Origin of the sequence: Geobacter sp. (genome assembly GCF_030834625.1) — a bacterium.
GTDB lineage: Bacteria > Desulfobacterota > Desulfuromonadia > Geobacterales > Geobacteraceae > Geobacter.
This window is the reverse complement of record NZ_JAUQXO010000029.1, coordinates 20,934-44,133: the sequence shown is the minus strand read 5'-3', so window position 1 is coordinate 44,133 and position 23,200 is coordinate 20,934. Positions and strand designations below refer to the sequence as shown.

The window sequence follows — 23,200 nt, the reverse complement described above, 5'->3', positions numbered from 1 at the left end:
CCAGCCCTGCGCAGCCTTATGATCTGGTTCCGCAAGGCCTCCTGCGCTTCTTGATTCAGTGTTCGTGCATCGATCTTTTCCATGCCCGAACGATATCACAAACCGGCTTTTTATGCACTATTTAATTGCCGTGGTAATAACTTGCCGTCCGATAATGAGAATATCCTCTGATCCCTGCACTCCAAGAAATGCGTTAAGATTGTTGCTTACAAACTCTTCAATGTCAGATTCTCTCAATTCAAGGCTTGAGAAGGTGACAGGTTCAATCGCGTCAGAAGCCATGATTTTTCTTTCTGCATCTTTGTTCAAGGTTGTTGGTATGATCACCGCATTCATTTTGCCCCTCCATAGTAAGTGCTATCCGTGCATCCATCTTGTCCCGCTCTGCGAAGCAGTGCCAGAGGACTTAGTCCCCACTACAAAACCCTGTCACATCCTGCACCATATACCCTTGCAGCCAAAGTGTTCCCTCAATATCCTGGCCCACTTCTGGAGGGTTAGCACTATCCCATACACGGTTGGTTATGAGGATATCCAGGTCAAAGTCTTTCGGCTCACAACCTGATTGCCGCAGGACAGTCGTCCGGACAATCCAGCCATCCTGCCCGAGAAAATCCTGTATCCGTGTAACTTTTCTGACCGGACCACGGAAGAAGTAATCATCCTTGTCCCATTCATCCATATTGAGAAAAAAGGCGGCCCCTGTCATGTTCATGGTCGATGGTCTCTCTTCCGGCGGGACCTCGCCGCGTAGTTGCGCCAATTCCGTCTCCCATGCGATCTGCTCTGGGTGGCGGGTGAACGGTATTGCTGTGTCCTCTGATGGACTGGCCCCATAGGCAATGCCGGTCAGGGAGAACTCGAAATTCTGCCCCCGTTCATACCAGATGCGGCTGTTCAGGTAAAGGGTGTCGAAGAAGGTAAGGGAGGCCTCTCCGAATTCCACGGTTACCAGTCCCTCGACACCACTTTCCCATATCAGTACATCCCGCAGGCGTAGCAGGTGTCTGCCGCCGTCGGGCCAGAAGGGGTAGGCGGTGCAGAAACGGTTTTGGTTCGCGTCGGTGGCGATGCTGCTGACAATCCCACGGTCGGCGGAGGGCCAAATCAGATGAAACCCGGCCTGCCAGTCTGCCGGAATCTCCCGCAGCGACTTGCACAAACCGCCATGACTGTGCACAGTCACGCTCTTTTCAAGTATCTCCGCCAGACGCGGGAGCAACTCTTCCGCTCCATCTTCATAAAATGGGTCCCAATGTGACCCCATGAAATGCTCGCTGCCGGTCGGTTCGTGATGAAAGGTGGATTCGGGCCAGGGCCGTGACGATTCAAGCTCGGCCAAAGCTTTTTCTTCACCTATAGCGGTCTTCCAGGCAAATTCTTCCTCCTCACTCCATAACTCAAAATCAATGGCGTCTTTCCGGGTGAGAATATGTTGGCCTTCTTCAGTGCAGATGCCGATGTATTCGTTCCCGATGAAAGTCACGTCACACGGGCCGTGCCAGTCGTGTAAGATTCTGTCACCTACGTTCAGTTCCGTCATGGTTGTCTCCCGTTCGGCATTGTTCTCTGCAATCCCTGTCGATCTTCCCCTCTGGCTCTGGATCGTGGGGGATGACCTGATGTCAGTTTTTGAAAAAAAGTCCGAGTGTGGCAAGCCGAACTTACCTTCAGTTTTGGCATGCTCTGCAGCTTCGGAATGTTTTGTCCTCCGTAAGGCACAGTCCCACTCGGATAATTGCGCTATATCGTGACACCGTTCTTTCACCAATACAGCTACATGATCCCGAAAATCCGGGTTAACCTCAAGAGGGTAGAAGTTGGCCCATGACCCATAGGTGTCGTCCAGCATGGCAATTGCGTCCTGAAATTCTCGGAAAATTCCTGATCTTGCAGAGTGAAGTTCTTTCAGTTCATGCTTAGTGAAAAATTCTTCAATAAAGTCGGGTTCGTTGGTCATAACCCTGAATCGCCACGATCGATTACGCAATTGTCTGCCTTCAAGAGTTATGGTGCCACCTTCTGCGGCAAGTTTGATTATCGTCTGCCAGTTCATGTCTGTATCGTCCTTTCGGTGTCGGAGTGCCGCAGGGGAATAAAGGCATCGGCATAATATGATGCAGAGTCTCTATTCCGTCGAGTTGCGCACCGTACGCACTGCATCTTCGACCATTTCCAGCTTTTTTGCCGCGAGGGGACGATTGTCGTCTTCCGCTGATTCCTTGAAAGGAAGGGAAGATCGGATTCCGGCCGTATACAACAATCCCCAGGATTCTTCGGAACTGATTACCGGAGGGACCATTTCAGCCACTACCGTCAGCACTGCTTCGCTCAATCTCGGCGCGCCCATGTCGTTGCCGCAGTCAATGCAGAAATAAAGCATATCTTCCGCATCCATCGTCGTAATGATGGCATTTTCCCATACTCCCCCGTAATCAACTTGAGCAATGCGGCGCGCGACGGTGATTCGTTCTTTGTCGCCCGCTATCTTAGTTCCGCAGAGATTGCAGATTTCCGGTTGCGAAGCCGTTTGATCGTTAATTGCCGGAACAGGGTTCGAGTCAGATACAGGCAAATCAAGCAAGGCCATAAGACGTTTCATGACCAACTGGCGATCGGCAAGCCGGTTGGCGCAGCCGGCACAGAGGAAGGCCAGCTGGGCCTGATCGATTACCGTGATAATCTCGCGGCCGGTGTCCATGTCAATCCCGCGCCGCTCCACCAATCGGCAGACCTCAAGGATAGCATTGCCGTAACGAATTGCCGTGCCGCAGCAGTCGCATTGGTCGAACAGTTCAAGGGAGAAGTCGCATTCATTCCTGTTCGGGTATTCCTGCATCATTGATAGTGCCTCCTTCTGGGGATGATGGTTTTCAATCCCTAATAAGGCGGCTGCACAATGTGATGATTTCTCCTCGGAAATTGTCTGGATAGCGTCCCGATTTCCTTTCTTGATATACACATGATCTGTGGGTATGATGTGTGTATGTAGTGCGGAGAGGAGACAAGCCATGACAATGGTGAGATATCAGATGTTCATCGAGGAAGACAAGAAGCGGATGCTGGAGGAGATGCACCGGCGCCTGAACGTGCCGGTGGCGGAGCTGGTCCGCCGGGCCATCGACCGCCTGGTGGCGGAGGAGGGGGCGGGGGCGGTCTATCCCCCGGCGGATGAGGAGGCCGACAGCCTTCTCTCCCTGGCGGGTGTGTGCGAAGGAGGCCCAAGCGACCTGGCGGACAACCACGAACAGTACCTGCGTGGCGAGAAAGCGTCATGAAGGCTCCCCGCACGGTCTTTTTCGACACCTGGGGATGGCTTGCCATTGCCCATCGTGATGACCGCCGCCACGGCGAGGCAACGGCATTCTACCGGGAGTTTGTCCTTGCGGGAGGGGTGCCGGTGACCAGCGACTACATCCTGGCCGAAACCATCTCGCTCCTCCGGGCGCGGACGACTCCCAAGGGGACCGAAAGTTTCATCGACGGCATCCTTGCCGCACAGCGAAGCGAAAGGGTCAGGATCGAGAGAATCGGCGAAGAGCGCTGGCAAACCGCCTGGAAACTGAGCAAGAAATTTGCCGACAAGCCGGACATTTCCTTCGCCGATTTCACTTCCTTCGTGGTCATGAAGGAACTGCGCATCAACGAGGCGCTCACGGCCGACCGGCACTTTGAACTGATAGGGATGGGGTTCAGGAAGCTGTTTTAGTACAACTACTACGGGGTCTCCCACCGTGTCGTGAGAAACGAGAATGTCCCGCCGTGCTCGCGGCGCCAGATGGCTTCGGTTCCGGTAACGACGAGATGCCACGTCTGCATGGCGCTATCCGGCTCTTTCGTCGAAAAAGCCGTGGGCGTCAGGACAGCCGCGCACCAGCCGGGTTCCGGTGCCCTGACGGAGCGGTAGATGATCGTCTCGATGCCGGCCTCGCGCGCAATTCTGCCAAAGGCCTGGGTGGCGCCGTAGTCCGATGGATGCATCCACTCCGCCTCCCAACGGTCGAAGGGGGGGAGCCGAAGATCGACGCCCCGGCCATTGATGGAAACGCTGAATGCAGTGTGGGATACCGGACCGAGTCGTTCAAGCCCTTCCGTTTCCTGGAGAAACCTCCATCGCCAGTAACCCACTTCCGCCGCAGCCGTCCCTACCGATTCGGCTCCGTAAAAAACTCCGGGGTCCGTGGGGGATCGGAACCTGGAGCCGGGGTGAAAGGGGATGTAGCGAAAAGGAGCCGTGAGGAGATAGTCGAAGTCGCGGGCTGCGGGGAGGAGCGGCGGCTTGCTCTGTTCGAGGATCTCTTCGAGCAGCTCCTGTTCCGCCAGGGTATCCACGAGCTTCATGGTTGAGGCGATGTGTTGGGACTCGACGATTCGCCAGATTTTCTCGATGAGGCGCCGGCCCTCAGACGATACCGCGTCTGGCGTCCAGGTAGGAAACGACACGGACAAGTCCCTCCGTCGAGGTGATAAGGTCAGCAGGCTTCTGCTCGGCCAGGGCGTGGTTCGTGCTGTTCAGCCAGCGCCGGGCGTCTTCGGCGCCACCGCCCACGATGGCGTCGAGGGAGCGGAACAGCCTGACGAGGAGCACGGCGAACTCCCATTCTTTTTTGTCAGGGGAAAGGAGATATGTGCCGGCGTGGAGCCTCGACACGGTGGAGGTGCTCACCCCGAGAATCTGGGCCAGCTTTACCTGGGACAGGCTAAGGATTCCCGCTGCGGAAACGGCAGCCTTGGAGAGCACCGCTTCTTTGCCGGCAACATGTGCTGCACGCCTGGTTTGGCCCATTGCTTCCCCCTGATTGCTGGATTGTTATCTGGAGAAATAATATCAAATAATTATTTCTAGTGCAAGGTTGTCATCGGGTCAGCAATTCCCACTCATTCCCCCAGCTTCGGAAATTCTGCCGGCAGCAGCGGCCGTGGGGTGAGGTGCTCGGGGAGCCGGATCAGCCGGGTTTCCGGCGGAAGGGCCAGCTCATCGTAAATGAGGTGGCCCTTCGTGTTGTAGCTCTTGGAGAGGTGCATGGGGAGGAGCCAGCCGGGGCGGAGCTCCCGGGCGAGTGCCGACACATCCGTCGTGCAGAGGTGGTGGGAGGTGCGGGCCTTCTCCTCGTCGGCGGCCAGGAACGAGCACTCGCAGATAAGGAGCGTGACGCCGGCCAGGAGCCGCCGTACCGTGGCCAGGTTCGCATCGCTTGTGCCGATGTCGGTGAGGTAGCCGATGCTGGCCGGCTCCTGGTCCCGGCGGATCGCCTCGAAGAGGTGACGGCCATCGACGCTTCGCTCCTCCACGCCACCGTCGGCTGTCCGGCAGGGGACAGTGATCATCCTTCCATCCAGCTCCCCGCGGTAGAAGCGGCTCTTCAGCTCCCGCAGCCACTCCCCCGGCACGAGATGTTCAGTTGCTACTTTATCTCCGTCGATCCAGAAGGAGGGACGCTCGGTGATCCGGAAGGCGAGGGTGGGGATGGCGTTGTGGTCGCAGAGGTCGGCGTCGACCGTGAGGAACGGGTTGCGGTAGATCTCCGTTCCAAGGCGCGGCGATTCCCCCTCGGGGCGGCACGGAAACCCCTCGGCGCCGGGAAAGATGAAGTGGAGGGTCCGGCCAGGATGGACTTCGTGGACCCGGAAAGCGCACCAGTAGGATTCGGTCAGGTTCCAGTCGTAGCCGGCCAGCTTTGCCGTGACCCTCCGGGCGATCCCCGGCGGGCCGAAGAGCTCCACCGTCCGGGGGGAGACGTGGATGTGGCGGACCAGGGTGTCGAACCCCATGAAGTGGTCCATGTGGGCATGGGTGACGAAGATGGCGTCGAGGGACTTGAAGACCCGCTTGGCCAGGTGGTGGAGCTGGCCGCAGTCCACGAGGATGGCGCAGCCCAGGGGACGGACGTTCACCAGGAGGACCGGGTCGTCCAGGAGCCCCGCGCAGAAGGTGGGCTCCAGGTAGCGGAAGGGGAGGCGTTTCATGGCGATACCCATCGGACCTGAAAAAAACATTTAATAACACGGAGAAACGGAGACCACGGAGTAGAATTGGTCAGCTATCCTTCAAGGAGTATCTGATTGATGTCATGTTCTGATTTTATAACGAAATAATTCAGTCTGTTGGTTTTCTCCGTGTACTCCGTCTCTCCGTGTTATTCAAAGATTGAAAAGCTGAATACGAAAAAAGGCCCGCCATCCGGCAGGCCTTTTCAGTGTAGCACAAATGCGGGCTATCCTCTCTTGAGGACCCGCGCCGCCTCCTTGGCGTGGTAGGTGAGGATGAGATCCGCGCCGGCCCGCTTGAAGGAGATGAGGGTCTCCATCATTACCCGCTCCTCGTCGATCCATCCGGCCCGGCCCGCGGCCTTGATCATGCTGTACTCGCCGGAGACGTTGTAGACCGCCACGGGAAGATCGAACTCTTCCCGCAGGTCCCGGACGATGTCGAGATACGGCAGCCCCGGCTTCACCATGATGATGTCGGCCCCCTCTTCCACGTCCATGCGGGCCTCGCGGATGGCCTCACGGCGGTTCCCCGGGTCCATCTGGTAGGAGCGGCGGTCGCCGAACTGCGGCGTCGACTCGGCCGCCTCCCGGAACGGGCCGTAGTAGCCCGAGGCGTACTTTACGGCGTAGCTCATGAGGGGGATGTGCTTGTAGCCGTGGTTGTCGAGGATCTCGCGGATGGCCATGACCCGGCCGTCCATCATGTCCGACGGCGCCACCATGTCGGCCCCGGCCTCGGCGTGGGAGAGGGCCTCCCTGGCCAGGAGCTCCAGGGTCTCGTCGTTGTCCACGTCGCCGTCTCTGATGATGCCGCAGTGACCGTGGTCGGTGTACTCGCACATGCAGACGTCGGTGATGACCGCCAGCCCCGGCACCTGCTTCTTGATGGCCCGGATCGTTTCCTGGATGATGCCGTGCTCGGCGTAGGCGTCGCTCCCCACGGCGTCCTTGGTTTCGGGGATGCCGAAGAGGATCACCGCCGGAACCCCCAGCTCATGGACCTCCTGGGCCTCCTCGACGATGTGCTCGATGGATTGCTGGTAGATCCCCGGCATGGAGGATATCTCTTTTCTGATCCCTTTGCCGAAGGCGGAGAACATGGGGTAGATCAGGTCGGTGGCGGAAAGGGTGGTCTCGCTTACCATCCGGCGGAAAACTTCTTTGCCTCTGATTCTGCGGGCGCGGAACGTGGGAAAGAACATGGTTCGTATCTCCTTGGGGTCTGATGGGGTGCAGTGGCTGCTAATCATCCCATACTACCCCAGGAGACCGTCATCCCTCAAACATTTTTGCCCGGAACCGTTTTGAGACTATTCCTGGTTTCGGCTTTTCCGTTGCGGACGGACGCTGTTTTGTGGCAAGAATAGCAACGGCCGGCAACGGATTTGCCGCTGCCGGCACGCTTACCATCAGGAGGTTCCCCATGGCCAAGTCAAACATGGGTGCCGCGGCCGATTCCCTGGCGCTTCTCATGATCCGGATACCCCTCGGCGTCATCTTCATCGCCCACGGCTCCCAGAAGCTTCTGGGCGTTTTCGGCGGCCACGGTCTCACCGCCACCTTCACCTCGTTCGAGCAGAAGCTCGGCATCCCGCCGGTCTTGACTCTCCTGGCCATCATCGCCGAGTTCGGCGGCGGCATCGGGGTTCTCTGCGGCTTCCTCACCCGGCTGTCGGGGTTCGGCATCGCCGCCACCATGGCGGTGGCCATGTACAAGGTCAACTGGGTGAACGGCTTCTTTCTCAACGGCCCCCGGGGGGACGGCATCGAGTACAACCTGGCGCTCCTCGGTATGGCCCTGGCCCTGGTCTTCACCGGCGGGGGGGCGTGGTCCGTGGACCGCTACTTTTTCAGGCGATAGAGCCTCAGTCCCTAACTGCTTGATCCTTCCTGTTGTTTTCCTGTATAGTCACTTCAGGCGAAGATTTCTTCTTCGCCTTTTCTTGTGTCCATCGGCAGCATACCCAAGCATTTGACGGAGCAGTGACGTGACAAAGTACAACGAGCAGGAAATCGATCTCCGGCGGACCTTCGCCATCATCAGCCACCCGGACGCCGGCAAGACCACCATCACCGAGAAGCTGCTGCTGTTCGGCGGCGCCATCCAGCAGGCCGGCGAGGTGCGCGCCCGCAAGGCGGCCCGCCATGCCACCTCCGACTGGATGGAGATGGAGAAACAGCGGGGGATATCCGTCACCTCGTCGGTCATGAAGTTCACCTACCGGGACTACGAGGTGAACCTCCTGGACACCCCGGGTCACAACGATTTTTCCGAGGATACCTACCGGGTTCTCACCGCCGTGGACTCGGCCCTCATGGTCATCGACGCGGTGAAGGGGGTCGAGAGCCAGACCATCAAGCTCCTGGATGTCTGCCGCCTGCGGCACACCCCCATCATGACCTTCGTCAACAAGCTGGACCGGGAGGGGCGCGACCCCTTCGAGCTCATCGACGAGATCGAAAAAGTCCTGAAGATCCAGTGCGCCCCCATGACCTGGCCCATCGGCATGGGTAAGCGGTTCCGGGGCACCTACCACCTCTACACGAAGGAGCTCATCATCTTCGACGCCGAGGCGGAGCGGGGGACCGGCAGCGTCATTTCGCTCTCCGGCCTCAACGACCCGCGCCTCGACGAGATCCTCGGCTCCCAGGCCGCGGAGCTTCGCGGGGACATCGAGCTTCTGGAAGGGGCGGCCCACCCCTTTGAGGAGGAGGCGTACCTGGCCGGCCTCCAGACCCCGGTCTTCTTCGGGAGTGCCATCAACACCTTCGGGGTCCAGCAGCTTCTGGACACCTTCGTGGAAAACGCGCCAGCGCCGCTCCCCCGGGAGGCGGTTTCCCGCACCGTTTCCCCCTACGAGGAGCCCTTCTCCGCCTTCGCTTTCAAGATCCAGGCGAACATGGACCCGGCCCACCGGGACCGGATCGCCTTTTTCCGCATCTGCTCCGGCAAGTTCACCCGCGGCATGAAGGTGCGCCACGTGCGGCTCGGCCGCGAGGTGGCCATCAACAACGCCACCATCTTCATGGCCCAGGACCGGACCCACGTGGAGGAAGCGTTCCCCGGCGACATCATCGGCATCCACAACCACGGCACCATCAAGATCGGCGACACCTTCACCATGGGTGAAGATCTCAAGTTCACCGGCATCCCCAACTTCGCCCCCGAGCACTTCCGTAAAGTGCGCCTTCTCGACCCCCTGAAGTCCAAGGCCCTGGAGAAGGGGCTGACCCAGCTGGCCGAGGAGGGGACCACCCAGGTCTTCCGCCCGCTGATGGGGGCCGACTGGATCGTGGGGGCCGTCGGCGTCCTTCAGTTCGACGTGGTCATGCACCGGCTGGAGCACGAGTACAACGTGAAGGCCGCCTACGAGCCCGCCGCCTACGCCACGGCCCGGTGGGTGACCGGCGAGAAGAAGAAGCTGGAAGAGTTCCAGAAGAAAGAGGTCATGAGCTGTTACATCGATGGCGAGGGGAACCTGGCCTATCTCGCCAGCTCCCAGTGGCGACTCGACAACACCATGGACAACTGGAAGGATCTCACCTTCCACGCCACGCGGGAGCATAGCTGAACCGTCCTCCGACCAAGCGGGGAGGAGGGCAACCGCCTTCCCCCCGCGTTTCGCCATCGTCTTTTCCCGCCTATTCCCTTCATGATTCCTTCCTTTCCAACCCCTGCAAACGATGCTATTTTTGATAGAATATTCAGATGAATCAGGCGGAGTGTATGGACCCCAACGAACTTAGAACCCTTCTCGGCGCATTCAAGAACGGAAGCCTCGACGAGGACGAGGTGCTGGAGCGCCTGCGGCACCTTCCCTTCGAGGACGTGGGGGATGCCATGGTGGACCACCACCGGAGCCTCCGCCAGGGTTTCCCGGAGGTGATCTTCGGCGCCGGCAAGAGCATCGGCCAGATCGAGCGGATCATGGCCTCCCTGGTTGCCAGGGGAAACAATATCCTCGTGACCCGCCTCGACGAGGCCAAGGCCCTGGCGGTGAAAGAGGCCTTTCCCGCCGCCGTCTGGCACGCCGACGCCCGCTGCCTCACCCTTGAGCAGAAGCCGGTGGAGCGCCGGGGCCGGGGGACGGTCCTCGTCATCTCGGCTGGCACCTCCGATCTGCCGGTGGCTGCCGAGGCCCTGGTGACCCTCCGGATGCTGGGGAACGACGCCGAGCACCTCTACGACGTGGGGGTGGCCGGCATCCACCGGCTCCTGGCCCGCCGGGAGGCTATCTTTGCCGCCAGCGTCCTCATCGTGGTGGCGGGGATGGAAGGGGCGCTCCCCTCCGTCGTTGGTGGGTTGGTGGACCGGCCGGTCATTGCCGTCCCCACGTCGGTGGGCTACGGCGCCTCCTTTGGCGGCATCGCCGCGCTTCTGGGGATGCTCAACTCCTGCGCCGCCGGCGTCACGGTGGTGAACATCGACAACGGCTTCGGCGCCGCCGTGGCGGCCAGCAAGATCAACAGGGACTGAGGTTTTTTTGAAGATACTCTATTTCGACTGCTACGCCGGCATCGCCGGCGACATGACGGTTGCGGCCCTTCTTGACCTGGGGGTTCCCTTCGATGTGGTGCGCGACGCCGTGGCGTGCCTCTCACTTCCCCCTTCGAGCTACTCCCTGGCCATGGAGCGGACGAGCCGCAAAGGAATCGCTGCCGCCCGGTTCGTGGTGCATGTGGAAGAGCACCAGCCCCACCGCCACTACACCGGCATCGCCGCCATGATCGAGGAGAGCTCCCTGGCGGAGGGGGTGAAGGAGAAGGCCCAGCGGGTCTTCTTCCGCCTGGCCGAGGCCGAGGCGAAGGTCCACGGCGTGGAGATCGGCCAGGTCCACTTCCATGAGGTGGGCGCCGTGGACTCCATCGTGGACATTGTCGGCGCCGCCGCCGCCATCGACTGGCTCGGCATCGACGCCATCCATGGCGCGCCCCTCCCCCTGGGGAGCGGCTTCGTGGAGACGGCCCACGGACGCCTGCCGGTGCCGGCGCCGGCCACGGCGGAGCTCCTGCGGGGGATCCCGGTTCATGGCGAGGCGGGTGCCGGGGAGCGGGTTACCCCCACCGGCGCCGCCATCCTGGCCGCCCTGGCCGACGGCTTCGGCCGGGCCCCGGCCATGACCGTCACCGGGATTGGCTGCGGGGCCGGCACCAAGGACTTCGATGATATCCCCAATGTTCTGCGGATCTTTCTCGGCGAGACGGAAGGCCGGCTTCAGCGGGACGAAGTGGCGGTCATCGAAACCCACATCGACGACATGAATCCGGAGATCCTCGGCCACGTCCTTGAACGGCTCATGGAGGCTGGGGCCCTCGACGCCGCGTACTCGCCGCTGCAGATGAAGAAGAACCGCCCGGCGGTGAAGCTCACCGTCATCGTCCGCCCCGAGCGGCGGGACGAACTCGCTTCGCTGATGCTTCGGGAGACGTCGGCCATCGGGGTCCGGTTCTACCCGGCCGAACGGCTCAAACTGGCCCGCGACAAGGAGGAGCGGCATACCTCCCTCGGCCCCGTGACGGTAAAGGTGATCCGCGACGGCGAACGGGTGGTGCGGGTGACCCCTGAGTACGACGCGTGCCGCCGCATCGCCGTTGAACGGGGGATGCCGCTCCTGGAGGTCTACCGGATCGTGGAGCGGGAGGCGGGCCAGCCATGAGGGGATTCGTTGTCTGCGCGGCAAGCTGGTTCGGCACCGGGTTTTTCCCCGTGGCCTCGGGGACGGTGGGGACCCTGGGGGCCATCCCCCTCTATCTGGTGTTGGCGCAGCTTCCCCTCTGGCTCTACCTCACGACCCTCGTGCCGTTCTTTTTTCTGGCCTCGTGGGTCTCGGGGGCCGCGGAGCGGGAGTTCGGCGAGAAGGACTCGGGAAAGATCGTCATCGACGAGGTGATCGGCTTCCTTATAACCATGGCAGGGGTATCGGCTGACTGGCGGAGCATCGTGATCGGCTTTCTCCTCTTCCGGTTCTTCGACATCGTCAAGGTGCCGCCGGCCCGGTACTTCGACCAGCAGGTGAAAAACGGCTACGGCGTCGTCCTCGATGACGTGGTGGCCGGGCTTTACGCCTGCGCTGCGCTCCATGTGATCCTGAGGTTTCTGTGAAAACGGCGATTCTCTCCATTGGTGACGAGCTCCTGCTTGGGGAGGTGGTGGACACCAACTCCGCCCGGATCGCTGCGCGGTTGGCCGACGCGGGCATCGCCACGGCCCGGAAGCTGACCGTTGGGGACGACGAGGGGGCAATTGCGGGTGCCCTGGAGAGTCTCGCGCGGGAGCATGATGTGATCGTCGCCACCGGCGGCCTCGGTCCCACCGACGATGATGTGACCGCACGGGCCGCGGCCCGGGCCACCGGCCGGCGCCTCGTCCTGAACGAGGAGGCTATGGCGCGGCTCAGGGAATTTTTCGTCCGGCTGGGGCGGGAGATGCACCCGGCCAACGGGCGCCAGTGCCTCCTACCGGCCAAGGCGGAGCTCATACCGAACCCCACCGGCACCGCCAGCGGCTTTCATCTCCTTCTCGACGGATGCCTCCTCATCTTTCTCCCCGGCGTCCCCGCCGAGATGGCCGTGATGCTGGAGGAGACGGTACTTCCCCTGGTCCTGGCCCGGCGCGGGGGGTACCAGTGCACCCGGACCTCGACCCTCACGGTGTTCGGCCTCTCCGAGGCGGAGATCGGCTCCCGCCTCTCGGACCTCGACCGGTCCCGGCCGGGGTTTGCGGTTGCCTACTGCGTGGAGTATCCGGTGGTCCAGGTGAAGCTCCGGGCCACGGGAGCCGACGAGGGAGCGCTGGCAGCGCTTCTGGAGGATATGGCGGCCCTGGTGCGGGAGCGGCTCGGCGGCCACGTGGTCGCCGGGGACGGCGAGACCATCGACACGACCGTTGCCCGCCTCTTCCGGGAGACAGGGATGACCCTGTCCCTGGCAGAATCATGCACCGGCGGCCTCGTCGCCGCTCGGATTACCGCCATTTCCGGCAGTTCCGCCTATTTTCTCCTCGGTGCGGTGACCTATGCCAACGATGCCAAGGCGCGTCTGCTCGGCGTTTCCGATGGGCTGCTGGCGGAGAAGGGGGCCGTGAACGCCGAGGTGGCCAAGGCCATGGCCAGGGGGGCACGAAGACTCGCCGGCAGCGACCTGGCACTTGCCGTAACCGGCATCGCCGGGCCCGACGGGGGGAGTCCGGACAAGCCGGTGGGCACCGTGTTCATTGCCCTTGCGGACCGTGCCGGCTGTACGGCCAAGGGGTATCACTTTTCGGGAGACCGCGACAGGATCAGGACGATCACCGCGGTTACGGCCATGGACTGGCTGAGAAGGCGGCTTCTTGCGGGTTAGGCCCATCCCGGAGGGATGAATAGGTAGTCATGTCCTCACCAAACCAACGGAAATACTTTGTTGTCGGCTGGGTGGGCGCCCTTGTGCTCCTTGGGGGGCTTGTCGGCACGCTATTCACCTACCACCTCCATGACGCCCCTATCTTCGGCTTCCTGCCCCATGTCATCGTCTTCCTCCTTATCGGTTTCATTTTCATGGCCATGAGCTACCGCCGCATGAAGGGCGAGGAGGCCCTGGCCCACGTCCACGAGCTGATGCAGGTCCAACGGGAGCTGGACAAGACAGCGCGCCGCTACCGCAGTCTCCTGGAGGGGGCCGGCACGGCTATTTTCGTCTTCAGCGCCGACACGGGGATGCTGGTGGAGGTGAACCGGCGCGGAACCGAGCTCTTCGGCTACGACAAGGAGGAGATGACCCAGTTGCGGGGGAAGGATCTGGTTCTCGAGGAGGACCAGGAGAAATTCACCTCCCTCGTTCACCGGGTGGCCCGGCGGGGAAGGGGCCGGTCCGACGGGATCACCTTCCGCCGCAAGGTGGGGGAGTCCTTCCTGGGCGAGATCGATGCCCGCCTCATCGACCTGGGGGACGAAAAAGTGGTTCACGCCGTCGTCCGGGATATCACTTTCAAGTACCGGGCCGAGCGGGAGAACCGTCAGCGGAACCGGGAACTCTCCACCCTTATCGGCATCATCGCCCGGGCCAACCAGGAGATGGAGCTGGAGACGGTGCTCGACGTGACGCTGCGCGAGACCATCGAGGCCTTCGGCGTTGACGGGGGCGGCATTCATCTCCGGGAGCGGGACGGAAAGCTTCGGCCTGCCGCCGCCGTCAACGTTCCCGAACAGCTCCGGTTTCTCCTGGCGCGGCGGGAGGGGGAAGGTCCCCTGGAGCGGATCGCCGACACCGGCGCCTCCCTCACCCTGGCGGACCTGGCGACGGAGTGCCGCTTCGGCTCGTCACCGGCAGTCCAGGGGTGGAAAGGGTTTGCCGGTGTTCCCCTTTCGGCCCGCAACCGCGTCACCGGCGTCATGTATCTCCTGAGCCGGAAGGAACGTCGCTTCAGCGACGACGAGGTGGCCCTCTTCCTCTCCATCGCCGTCCAGATGGGGATCGTGATCGAAAACGCCCGGCTCTTCAACGAGCACAAGTGGAAGAGCGAGGAACTCATGGGGTCCCTCCGGCTCCTGGAGCGGAGCAGCCACGAGCTCTCCTTCTCCCAGCACCGGCTCCGCACCAACCTGATGCTCGTGGAGCGGGCCAACCAGGAGCTGGAGCGGATCGACCGGATGAAGTCGAGCTTTCTCGGCATGATCTCCCACGAGTTTCGCACGCCGCTCACGAGCATCATGAGCGGAGCCGAGTTCCTCCTTTCCTCTCCTTCTTCCGGCCTGGGGAACGACGCCCGCCGGGTCCTCGACATGATCCACCAGGGGGGGGAGCGGCTCTCCGAGATCGTCAATGACATTCTCAAGGTGGCGAAGCTGGAGGCCAACACCGCCACGGTTAGCCGGTCGACTCTCCACATCTCCCAGGTATTCGAGGAGGTCCTTGAGGCACTGGAGCCCCTGCGGGCAGAACGGAACCTCTCCATCGTCTTTGCCAACCTGGAGGGGCTCCCCCATTGCAGCGGCGACCGGGAGTGCTTCCGGGAGATCTTCACCGAGTTGTTGGAAAACTCCATCAAGTTCACCCCCGACGGCGGGACTATCATGGTCTCGGCGCGGGTGGTGGATCGGCAGGGGCTCACGTCGAAGGGGGAGGTTCTCGCCCGCTTCAATCCCGGTTTCCTTGCCCAGGCGGGGGGGCGGAGTTATCTGGAGGTGGAGGTTCGCGACAACGGGATAGGGGTGAGTCCTGACGAGCAGGTGAAGATCTTCGACAAGTTTTACGAGGTGGGCGACATCAATCACCACTCCAGCGGCAAGTACAAGTTCCAGGGGAAGGGGGCCGGCCTGGGGCTCGCCATCGTTAAGGGGATGGTGGAGGCCCACGGCGGCATGGTCTGGGTCGAGAGCCCCGGTGTCGACCCGGATGCGCGGTTTGGCAGCGCATTCTTCGTGCTTCTTCCCCTTGAGGAGTGCCTCTGTCAGCCTCCTCTCCCCCTCGCCGGACACGGTATCTCCCCTTTCCGGGACGACCATGGGGATGAAGGTGGCGGGTAGCCGCAGCTGCGTAGGGGTCCGGAAGATACCCATTGAAAAAGATGAAACACCTGTGATATTTCTGATCAACTACGCCGGACAGGGCCGATTTTCCGCCCCTGCCGGCGACTCCCGAGGAGGAATTCGTGACCCAGGAACGCGAGAAGGCGATTGAACTGGCACTCAGCCAGATAGAGAAACAGTTCGGCAAGGGTGCCATCATGCGGCTGGGCGCCGACGAGGCACTGCCGGACATCGACGCCATTCCCACCGGTGCCCTCTCCCTGGATATCGCCCTCGGTGTGGGCGGCGTCCCCCGGGGCCGGGTCATCGAGATCTACGGTCCCGAGTCGTCGGGCAAGACAACGCTGGCCCTCCACATCGCCGCCGAGGCCCAGAAGCTGGGCGGCATCGCTGCCTTCGTGGATGCCGAGCATGCCCTCGACATCGGCTACGCCCGCAAGCTCGGCGTCCGGACCGACGACCTCCTCGTTTCCCAGCCCGATACCGGCGAGCAGGCCCTGGAGATCACCGAGATGCTCGTGCGGAGCGGCGCCGTCGATGTTCTCATCGTCGACTCCGTGGCGGCTCTCGTCCCCAAGGCTGAGATCGAAGGGGACATGGGGGACTCCCACGTGGGGCTCCAGGCCCGGCTCATGTCCCAGGCCCTGCGCAAGCTCACCGGCATCATCTCCAAGTCCAACTGCTGCGTCATCTTCATCAACCAGATCCGGATGAAGATCGGCGTCATGTTCGGCAGCCCCGAGACCACCACCGGCGGCAACGCCCTCAAGTTCTATGCCTCGGTCCGCCTCGACATCCGCAAGATCGCCACCCTCAAGCAGGGGGATGCGGTCGTGGGCTCCCGCACCAAGGTGAAGGTGGTGAAGAACAAGGTGGCTCCCCCCTTCAGGGAAGTGGAGTTCGACATCTTCTACGGTGAGGGGATCTCCCGGTTGGGGGATCTCCTGGACCTGGCGGTGGACCGCAAGATCGTGGAGAAGAGCGGTGCCTGGTTCTCCTACGGTGCGGACCGGATCGGCCAGGGGCGCGAGAACTCCCGGAACTTCCTCAAGGAGCATCCCGAGATGGCCGCCGAGATCGAAGAGAAGATCTACGAGACGGCCGGCATCCCCCGCAAAGGGGGGAAGGATAAGGCGGCGTAGTCCATGGAACTCAATGACATCCTCGCCATAGCAGCCAAGGCCAAGGCCTCCGACGTCCACATCAAGACGGGGCTTCCGCCGGTGGTCCGGATCGACGGGCGGCTGCGGCCGATTCCCAATGCGCCGCGCCTTTCGCCCGACCAGGTGCGCGCCATGGCCTTCGCCATCATGAACGAGCGGCAGAAGCGGCTCTTCGAGGAGCACTACGAGTGCGACGTGGCCTACGGGGTCCCAGGCCTCGGCCGCTTCCGGGTGAGCATCTACTCCCAGCGGGGGACCGTGGCCATGGTCTTCCGCTTCATCCCCTTCGGCATCCCCTCCATCGAGAACCTGACCCTCCCGCCGGTCATCAAGAAGCTCGCCATGGAGGAGCGGGGGCTCATCCTCGTCACCGGCACCACGGGAAGCGGCAAATCCACGACCCTTGCCGCCATGATCGACTACATCAACGAGCACCGGACCTGCAACATCATCACCGTCGAGGACCCGGTCGAGTTCCTCCACCGGGACAAGAAGAGCATCCTCTCCCAGCGGGAGGTGGGATTCGACACTCTCTCCTTCTCCACGGCCCTCAAGGGGGCCCTGCGCCAGGACCCGGACGTGGTCCTCGTGGGTGAGATGCGGGACCTGGAAACCATCGAGACCGCCATGCATGCGGCCGAGACCGGGCACCTGGTCATGTCGACCCTCCACACCCTGGACGCCGCCGAGACCATCAACCGGATCATCTCGGTATTCCCCCCCTTCCACCAGCGCCAGATCCGGCTCCAGCTCTCGGGGGTCATCAAGGGGGTCATTTCCCAGCGGCTCGTACCCCGGACCGACGGCAAGGGGCGGGTCCCGGCCGTTGAGGTCATGATCGGCACCGCCCGGATCAAGGAATACATCGACGACAAGGACAAGACGAAGCTCCTTTCCGAGGCCATAGCCCAAGGGTTCACCACCTACGGGATGCAGACTTTCGACCAATCACTCATGCAGCTTTACACCAGCAAGCTCATCACCTATGAGGAGGCGCTTCGCCAGTCCTCCAACCCGGACGATTTCGCCCTCAAGGTGTCGGGCATCTCCTCAACGTCCGACAGCACGTGGGACGACTTCGTCCACGACGAGGCCCCCGCCACCGAGGGTGAGGCTCCCGCCGCCGACCTGATCGAGAAGTTCTAGATGGGGGAGGAGCGGAGCGGGTTCACCCGTGCCCTCGACATCCTCTCCCGCCGTGACCACAGCGAGGCGGAACTGACCCTGAAGCTGCGGCGCAGGGGAATCGGCCAGGAGGAGATCGAATCGGTCGTCGTCCGCCTGCGGGAGCTGGGGTATCTGGACGACCGGCGTCTGGCAGAGCGGATCGCGGAATCGGCCCTGGCCGATGGCAAAATGGTGGGGCCGAGGCTCAGCCGGGAACTTGTCCGCAGGGGAATCCCCCGGGAGATGGCGGCCGACGCCATGGCCCGGGCCGCCGATGGGCACGATCTGGGGGAGGCCATCAGGGCGATCCTGGCCGGCAAGTTTCCTTCCTTCGATCCGGCGGCTGCCGATGCCAGGGAGAAGCGGCGGATTGTCGGCTGGTTCCAGCGGCGCGGCTATCCCCTTTCCGCCATTCTGGAGGCCCTGAGGGTTTCCGCCTGCGAGTGACGTTCAACTTTTCAGTGTATCATTTCACTTTCACCTGGATACAGAGGACCCGATGACCGGAAACGAACTACGCGCAAGATTTCTGAAATTTTTCGAGGACCGCGGCCACACCGTCGTCCCCAGCTCCCTCCTCATTCCCCACAACGACCCGACGCTCCTCTTCGCCAATGCCGGCATGAACCAGTTCAAGGACTGCTTCCTCGGCATGGAGGACCGGGGCTACTACCGGGCCGCCAGCTCCCAGAAATGCGTGCGGGCCGGCGGCAAGCACAATGACCTGGAGAACGTGGGGCGCACCGCCCGGCACCATACGTTCTTCGAGATGCTCGGCAACTTCTCCTTCGGCGACTATTTCAAGAAGGAGGCCATCGCCTACGCCTGGGAGTTCCTCACGAAGGACCTGGGGCTCGACAGGGATCACCTCTACGTGACGGTCTACACCGACGACGACGAGGCCGCCGACATCTGGCACCACCAGGAGGGGGTTCCCCGGGAGCGGATCTACCGCTTCGGCGAGAAGGACAACTTCTGGTCCATGGGTGACACGGGCCCCTGCGGCCCCTGCTCCGAGATCTTCTGGGACAACGGCCCTGAGGTGGGGTGCGGCAGTCCCGACTGCGCAGTGGGGTGCGACTGCGACCGCTACATGGAAATCTGGAACAACGTCTTCATGCAGTTCAACCGCTCCGCCGACGGGACCATGACCCCGCTCCCCAAGCCCTCCGTCGACACCGGCATGGGGCTCGAGCGGATCTGCACCGTCATGCAGGGGGTGAAATCCAACTACGACACCGATCTCCTCCAGGGGGTCATCCGGCAGGTGGAACGGCTCTCGGGGAAACGCTACCGGGAGAACGAGAAGGACGACGTCTCCATGCGGGTCATTGCCGACCACGCCCGGGCCACCACCTTCCTCATCTGCGACGGGGTCCTCCCCTCCAACGAGGGACGGGGCTACGTGCTGCGCCGGATCATGCGCCGGGCCGCCCGCCACGCCAAGATGCTCGGCTTTGCCGATCCGGTCCTCTACCGGACCGTGGACGCGGTGAACGAGATGATGGGGGGCTCCTACCCGGAGCTCCTGGAGCGTGAAGAGTACATCAAGAAGGTGATTCGGGCCGAGGAGGAGCGCTTTGCCGAGACCCTTGACCGGGGCCTCGCCATCCTGAACGACGCCATGACCGAGCTGAAGCGTGAGGGAAAGACGGTGATCCCCGGCGAGACCCTCTTCCGCCTCTACGACACCTTCGGCTTTCCCACGGACCTCACGGCCGATATCGTTCAAGCCGAAGGGTTCACCATCGACGAGCCCGGCTTCGAAGTCTGCATGGAGCGCCAGCGGGAGCAGGCCCGGGAGCACTGGAAGGGTTCCGGCGAGGAGGGGATCGCCGCCATCCACAAGACCCTCCACAGCCGGGGGATCAGGAGCGCCTTTGTGGGCTACGACGAGAAGTGCAGCTACGGGACGATCAGCTGCCTCCTCCGGGAGGGAGTCGAGGTGGCCGAGGCGAAGGCAGGTGATACGGTGGAGATCATCACCGACAGGACCCCCTTCTACGGCGAGTCCGGCGGCCAGGCCGGAGACACCGGCACCATCTCCACCGGCTCCGCCCACGTGCGGGTGACCGGCACGATCCGCCCCTTCGCCGACCTCATCGTTCATCGGGGAACCGTCGTCGAGGGTACCCTGAAGGCAGGCGAGGCGTGCGACCTGAAGGTGGCGTCCGTGGACCGGGACGCCACGGCCCGAAACCACACCGCCACCCATCTCCTCCAGACGGCGCTCCGCCAGGTGCTCGGCGAGCACGTAAAGCAGGCCGGCTCCCTGGTGGCCCCGGACCGGCTCCGCTTCGACTTCACCCACTTCGCCGCCATGACCCCGGAGGAGATCCGGCGGGCGGAGGAGATCGTCAATACGTTCATCATGGAGAACGATCCGGTCCACGCCCGGGAAATGGCCGTCGAGGAGGCCATGGAGAGCGGCGCCACGGCGCTGTTTGGCGAGAAGTACGGCGACAGGGTGCGGGTGGTCAAGGTGGGGGAGGTGAGCTCCGAGCTCTGCGGCGGCACCCACGTCCGGGCCGCCGGCGACATCGGCTCCTTCAAGATCCTCTCCGAGGCCGGGATCGCCGCCGGCGTGCGCCGCATCGAGGCCCTGACCGGCATGGGTGCGCTTCGCTACACCCAGGAGATGGAGGAGGAGAAGCGGCAGATGGCCTCCCTCATGAAGGCAGAGGGGGGAGACAACGTGGACCGGCTCCAGAAACTCCTTGCCCGGCAGCGGGAGATGCAGCGGGAGATCGAGGCGCTCCAAGGGCAGCTCAACGCGGCCCGGTCCGGGGATCTCCTGGCGGATGCCCGGGAGGTGAACGGCGTCAAGGTCCTTGCGGTCACCGTGGAGGTGGACGATCCGAAGAAGCTCCGGGAGCTGGCCGACACCCTCAAGGATCGTCTCGGTTCCGGGGTAGTGGCCCTCGGGTGCGAGAAGGACGGGAAGGCCAACCTCCTGGTGGCGGTCACGAAGGATCTGGCGGGGCGCATCAAGGCGGGCGACATTGTCCGGCAGGTGGCGCCGGTCATCGGCGGGAGCGGCGGCGGCAAGCCGGAGCTGGCCCAGGCTGGGGGGAATCAGCCCGAAAAACTGGCCGAGGCCCTCGGCATGGTGTACGGGCTCATCGGCTGAGCAGGTTCGCAGGAGAGGGAGAGGTCAGAGTCCCATGGACGTTGTGACGAAATTCCAGGCAGAGCGGGACTTGAAATCGATCCTCGTGGTGGACGACGAGGCGGTGATCCGCGACCTCTGCGCCCGGGCCCTCAAGGGTTACCGGGTGATCCAGGCGGGAGACGGAGAGGAGGCCCTGCGCCTCTTCGAAAAGGGGGGGATCGACGTCATCCTCACCGATGTCATGATGCCAAAGCTGAACGGCATAGAACTCCTGCGCCGCCTGAAAGAGATTGAACCGACCCTCGTGGTCATCGTTATGACCGGTTACGCCGAGAAGGACATCATTCTCAACGCCCTCAGGGCAGACGCCGATGACTTCATCACCAAGCCCCTGAACCTCCTCCAGCTCAAGACGGCGGTGGATAAGGCCCTGGACAAGAAGGCCCTCAAGGAGGAGCTCGCCAACCTCAGGAGCATGGACCGGCTCAAGAGCAACTTCCTCTCCCTCATCTCCCACAAGTTCCGCACCCCCCTCACCGCCATCTCCCTCTTTCTCCAGAACCTGGCGAGCGGGGTCTATGATCCGGACGACCCGGAATCGCGTCGGAACCTGGCGCTCATCTGCGGTGAATCCCGCTACCTGGAATCGCTGGTGGCCGAACTCCTCGTTTTCAGCCGCTTTATGGCTGCGGGCGAAGGTGTGCTGCCGGAGCCGTGCAGCCTCCATGAGATTATCCGCCCCCTGGTCGCCGCTTCCAAAGAGGCGGCCGCCAAGCCGGGTGTCAGAACGACCTTCGACCTGACCCCTCTCCCCCCCCTTCCCGTTGACCGGGAAAAGATCGCCTTTGCCATCGGTCAGGTGATCGACAACGCCTTCAAGTTCTCCGACGAGACGGGAACCGTCACCCTTTCCCTGAAGGAGGAGTACGGCGACTGCCGCCTGACCGTGGAGGATACCGGCGTCGGCATCTCCAAGGAGGAACTCCCCAAGATCTTCGAGAAGTTCTACCAGGTGGACCCGGCGGGGACCGGCCAGATCCGCGGTTTCGGCCTTGGCCTCTTCTATGCCCGCGAGTTCGTCAAGCTCCACGGCGGCACCATCACCGTGGAGAGCGAGCCGGGAAAGGGGACCCGCGTCACCATCGCCCTCCCCCGAAATCCATCCGTTTCATCCTGAACGGTGCCCGTCATCGGCTGTTCCCACCTCCTCTTCAGGAGAGGCTAAACCCGCCTTTCGTGTTGATTATTTCCCGCTATCTGCTATAGTTGCACCTTTCTTGAGCCCCTTTCAGCCCCACTTTCCGACGAACGGGAGGTTCATCCGCGTGCAGCATCTCATCGAAAAAGCCAACACCCTGATGGAGGCGCTCCCCTATATCCGGCGCTTCTCGGGCAAGACCATCGTCATCAAGTACGGTGGCCACGCCATGGCCGACGAGGCCCTGAAGAAATCCTTCGCCCTCGACGTTATCCTCCTTAAATCCCTCGGCATCAACACCGTCGTGGTCCATGGCGGCGGCCCCCAGATCAACGAGACCCTCAAGCGCTACGGCATCGTCTCCGAATTCGTGCGGGGGATGCGGGTCACCGACGCCGCCACCATGCAGGTGGTGGAGATGGTCCTGACCGGCCAGGTTAACAAGGAAGTGGTGGGGTACCTGAACCAGCACGGCGGTCGGGCCGTGGGGCTCTCCGGCAAGGACGGCAACCTCCTCTTCTGCAAGAAGCTCCTCCAGGAGATGAAGCAGGAGGACGGCTCCCTGGAGAAGGTGGACATCGGCTTCGTGGGGGACGTGGTCAAGGTGAACCAGGAACTGATCCAGACCCTGGAGCACGGCAAGTTCATCCCGGTCATCGCCCCGATAGGGGTGGGGGAGAACGGTGAAAGCTACAACATCAACGCCGACCTGGTGGCGGGTCGGGTGGCCGGAGCACTCAGGGCAGAGAAGCTGATTCTCCTCACCGATGTGGAGGGGGTCAAGGACAAGGCGGGAGTGCTTCTCCCCAGCATTGTCCTTGATGAAGTCCCGCGGCTCATTGACGACGGTGTCATCACCGGCGGCATGATTCCCAAAGTCACCTGCTGTGTTGACGCCATCGAGGAGGGGGTCAAGAAGGCCTCAATCATCGATGGCCGGGTCCTCCATGCGGTTCTTCTGGAAATTTTCACCGATGTTGGTGTTGGCACCGAGATCCACCGATGAATTACTCTGTCGGCATCCAGCCCCGGTAAGAGGCCTGAAACGGACAGGCGCACCATC

At 62.5% G+C, this 23,200-nt stretch carries 22 protein-coding genes; 15 read left to right on the top strand and 7 right to left on the bottom strand.

Annotated elements, in window-relative coordinates; translation table 11 throughout:
- Positions 1–117: 117 nt before the first annotated feature.
- The 3 genes from RCH91_RS07960 to RCH91_RS07950 all read right to left on the bottom strand — a co-directional run bounded on the left by RCH91_RS07960 (position 118) and on the right by RCH91_RS07950 (position 2,842).
- A complete protein-coding gene (locus tag RCH91_RS07960) occupies positions 118–336 on the bottom strand; it encodes a hypothetical protein (protein ID WP_306534097.1) in 219 nt (72 codons plus the stop codon).
- A 70-nt stretch (positions 337–406) separates the two neighbouring features.
- Entirely contained in the window at positions 407–2,056 is a 1,650-nt protein-coding gene (locus RCH91_RS07955) for a hypothetical protein (RefSeq protein ID WP_306534096.1), read from the bottom strand.
- A 72-nt stretch (positions 2,057–2,128) separates the two neighbouring features.
- Positions 2,129–2,842 carry a hypothetical protein gene (locus RCH91_RS07950; protein ID WP_306534095.1) on the bottom strand — a complete coding sequence of 238 codons (714 nt, stop codon included), beginning with the start codon at positions 2,840–2,842 and terminating at the stop codon, positions 2,129–2,131.
- 169 nt (positions 2,843–3,011) lie between these two features.
- Between RCH91_RS07950 and RCH91_RS07945 the strand changes: the two genes are divergently transcribed.
- Together RCH91_RS07945 and RCH91_RS07940 are read left to right on the top strand one after the other, a co-directional pair.
- Complete coding sequence (locus RCH91_RS07945) at positions 3,012–3,278, top strand: ribbon-helix-helix domain-containing protein (protein ID WP_306534094.1); 267 nt, start codon at positions 3,012–3,014, stop codon at positions 3,276–3,278.
- Positions 3,275–3,709 (top strand): type II toxin-antitoxin system VapC family toxin, encoded by a 435-nt coding sequence (locus RCH91_RS07940; protein WP_306534093.1) that lies wholly within the window; start codon positions 3,275–3,277, stop codon positions 3,707–3,709. Before RCH91_RS07945 ends, RCH91_RS07940 begins: the two co-directional genes overlap by 4 nt.
- Before the next feature lie 8 nt (positions 3,710–3,717).
- Here the strand turns inward: RCH91_RS07940 and RCH91_RS07935 are convergent, their stop codons facing one another.
- The 4 genes from RCH91_RS07935 to hemB all read right to left on the bottom strand — a co-directional run bounded on the left by RCH91_RS07935 (position 3,718) and on the right by hemB (position 7,193).
- Positions 3,718–4,443, bottom strand: a complete 726-nt coding sequence (locus RCH91_RS07935) for an RES family NAD+ phosphorylase (protein WP_306534092.1) — start codon at positions 4,441–4,443, stop codon at positions 3,718–3,720.
- Positions 4,403–4,786: an antitoxin Xre/MbcA/ParS toxin-binding domain-containing protein gene (locus tag RCH91_RS07930; RefSeq protein ID WP_306534091.1), complete on the bottom strand. Its 384-nt coding sequence runs from the start codon at positions 4,784–4,786 to the stop codon at positions 4,403–4,405. The genes RCH91_RS07935 and RCH91_RS07930 overlap by 41 nt, the downstream gene beginning before the upstream one ends.
- 92 nt (positions 4,787–4,878) lie before the next feature.
- The gene (locus RCH91_RS07925) at positions 4,879–5,967 is read right to left on the bottom strand and encodes an MBL fold metallo-hydrolase (RefSeq protein ID WP_306534090.1); all 1,089 of its coding nucleotides are present in this window, start codon (positions 5,965–5,967) and stop codon (positions 4,879–4,881) included.
- A 248-nt stretch (positions 5,968–6,215) separates the two neighbouring features.
- Positions 6,216–7,193 carry a porphobilinogen synthase gene (hemB, locus tag RCH91_RS07920; protein ID WP_306534089.1) on the bottom strand — a complete coding sequence of 326 codons (978 nt, stop codon included), beginning with the start codon at positions 7,191–7,193 and terminating at the stop codon, positions 6,216–6,218.
- Between the two features lie 152 nt (positions 7,194–7,345).
- Between hemB and RCH91_RS07915 the strand changes: the two genes are divergently transcribed.
- The 13 genes from RCH91_RS07915 to argB all read left to right on the top strand — a co-directional run bounded on the left by RCH91_RS07915 (position 7,346) and on the right by argB (position 23,143).
- The gene (locus RCH91_RS07915; RefSeq protein WP_306534088.1) at positions 7,346–7,852 is read left to right on the top strand and encodes a DoxX family protein; all 507 of its coding nucleotides are present in this window, start codon (positions 7,346–7,348) and stop codon (positions 7,850–7,852) included.
- Between the two features lie 127 nt (positions 7,853–7,979).
- A complete protein-coding gene (locus RCH91_RS07910) occupies positions 7,980–9,563 on the top strand; it encodes a peptide chain release factor 3 (RefSeq protein WP_306534087.1) in 1,584 nt (527 codons plus the stop codon).
- Positions 9,564–9,718: 155 nt separating this feature from the next.
- Complete coding sequence (gene larB / locus RCH91_RS07905) at positions 9,719–10,468, top strand: nickel pincer cofactor biosynthesis protein LarB (RefSeq protein ID WP_306534086.1); 750 nt, start codon at positions 9,719–9,721, stop codon at positions 10,466–10,468.
- A gap of 7 nt (positions 10,469–10,475) precedes the next feature.
- Positions 10,476–11,648: a nickel pincer cofactor biosynthesis protein LarC gene (gene larC, locus RCH91_RS07900; RefSeq protein ID WP_306534085.1), complete on the top strand. Its 1,173-nt coding sequence runs from the start codon at positions 10,476–10,478 to the stop codon at positions 11,646–11,648.
- Positions 11,645–12,094 carry a phosphatidylglycerophosphatase A gene (locus RCH91_RS07895; protein ID WP_306534084.1) on the top strand — a complete coding sequence of 150 codons (450 nt, stop codon included), beginning with the start codon at positions 11,645–11,647 and terminating at the stop codon, positions 12,092–12,094. Before larC ends, RCH91_RS07895 begins: the two co-directional genes overlap by 4 nt.
- Complete coding sequence (locus RCH91_RS07890; RefSeq protein ID WP_306534083.1) at positions 12,091–13,332, top strand: competence/damage-inducible protein A; 1,242 nt, start codon at positions 12,091–12,093, stop codon at positions 13,330–13,332. The genes RCH91_RS07895 and RCH91_RS07890 overlap by 4 nt, the downstream gene beginning before the upstream one ends.
- A 29-nt stretch (positions 13,333–13,361) precedes the next feature.
- Positions 13,362–15,494 carry an ATP-binding protein gene (locus RCH91_RS07885; RefSeq protein WP_306534082.1) on the top strand — a complete coding sequence of 711 codons (2,133 nt, stop codon included), beginning with the start codon at positions 13,362–13,364 and terminating at the stop codon, positions 15,492–15,494.
- A 125-nt stretch (positions 15,495–15,619) separates the two neighbouring features.
- Entirely contained in the window at positions 15,620–16,639 is a 1,020-nt protein-coding gene (gene recA / locus RCH91_RS07880; protein WP_306534081.1) for a recombinase RecA, read from the top strand.
- A 3-nt stretch (positions 16,640–16,642) separates the two neighbouring features.
- Positions 16,643–17,806 carry a type IV pilus twitching motility protein PilT gene (locus RCH91_RS07875; protein WP_306534080.1) on the top strand — a complete coding sequence of 388 codons (1,164 nt, stop codon included), beginning with the start codon at positions 16,643–16,645 and terminating at the stop codon, positions 17,804–17,806.
- Complete coding sequence (locus RCH91_RS07870) at positions 17,807–18,274, top strand: regulatory protein RecX (protein ID WP_306534079.1); 468 nt, start codon at positions 17,807–17,809, stop codon at positions 18,272–18,274.
- A gap of 52 nt (positions 18,275–18,326) precedes the next feature.
- A complete protein-coding gene (alaS, locus tag RCH91_RS07865; protein WP_306534078.1) occupies positions 18,327–20,957 on the top strand; it encodes an alanine--tRNA ligase in 2,631 nt (876 codons plus the stop codon).
- Positions 20,958–20,991: 34 nt separating this feature from the next.
- Positions 20,992–22,116 carry a hybrid sensor histidine kinase/response regulator gene (locus RCH91_RS07860; protein WP_306534077.1) on the top strand — a complete coding sequence of 375 codons (1,125 nt, stop codon included), beginning with the start codon at positions 20,992–20,994 and terminating at the stop codon, positions 22,114–22,116.
- 148 nt (positions 22,117–22,264) lie between these two features.
- Positions 22,265–23,143 carry an acetylglutamate kinase gene (gene argB / locus RCH91_RS07855; protein ID WP_306534076.1) on the top strand — a complete coding sequence of 293 codons (879 nt, stop codon included), beginning with the start codon at positions 22,265–22,267 and terminating at the stop codon, positions 23,141–23,143.
- The last annotated feature ends 57 nt before the right edge of the window (positions 23,144–23,200 follow it).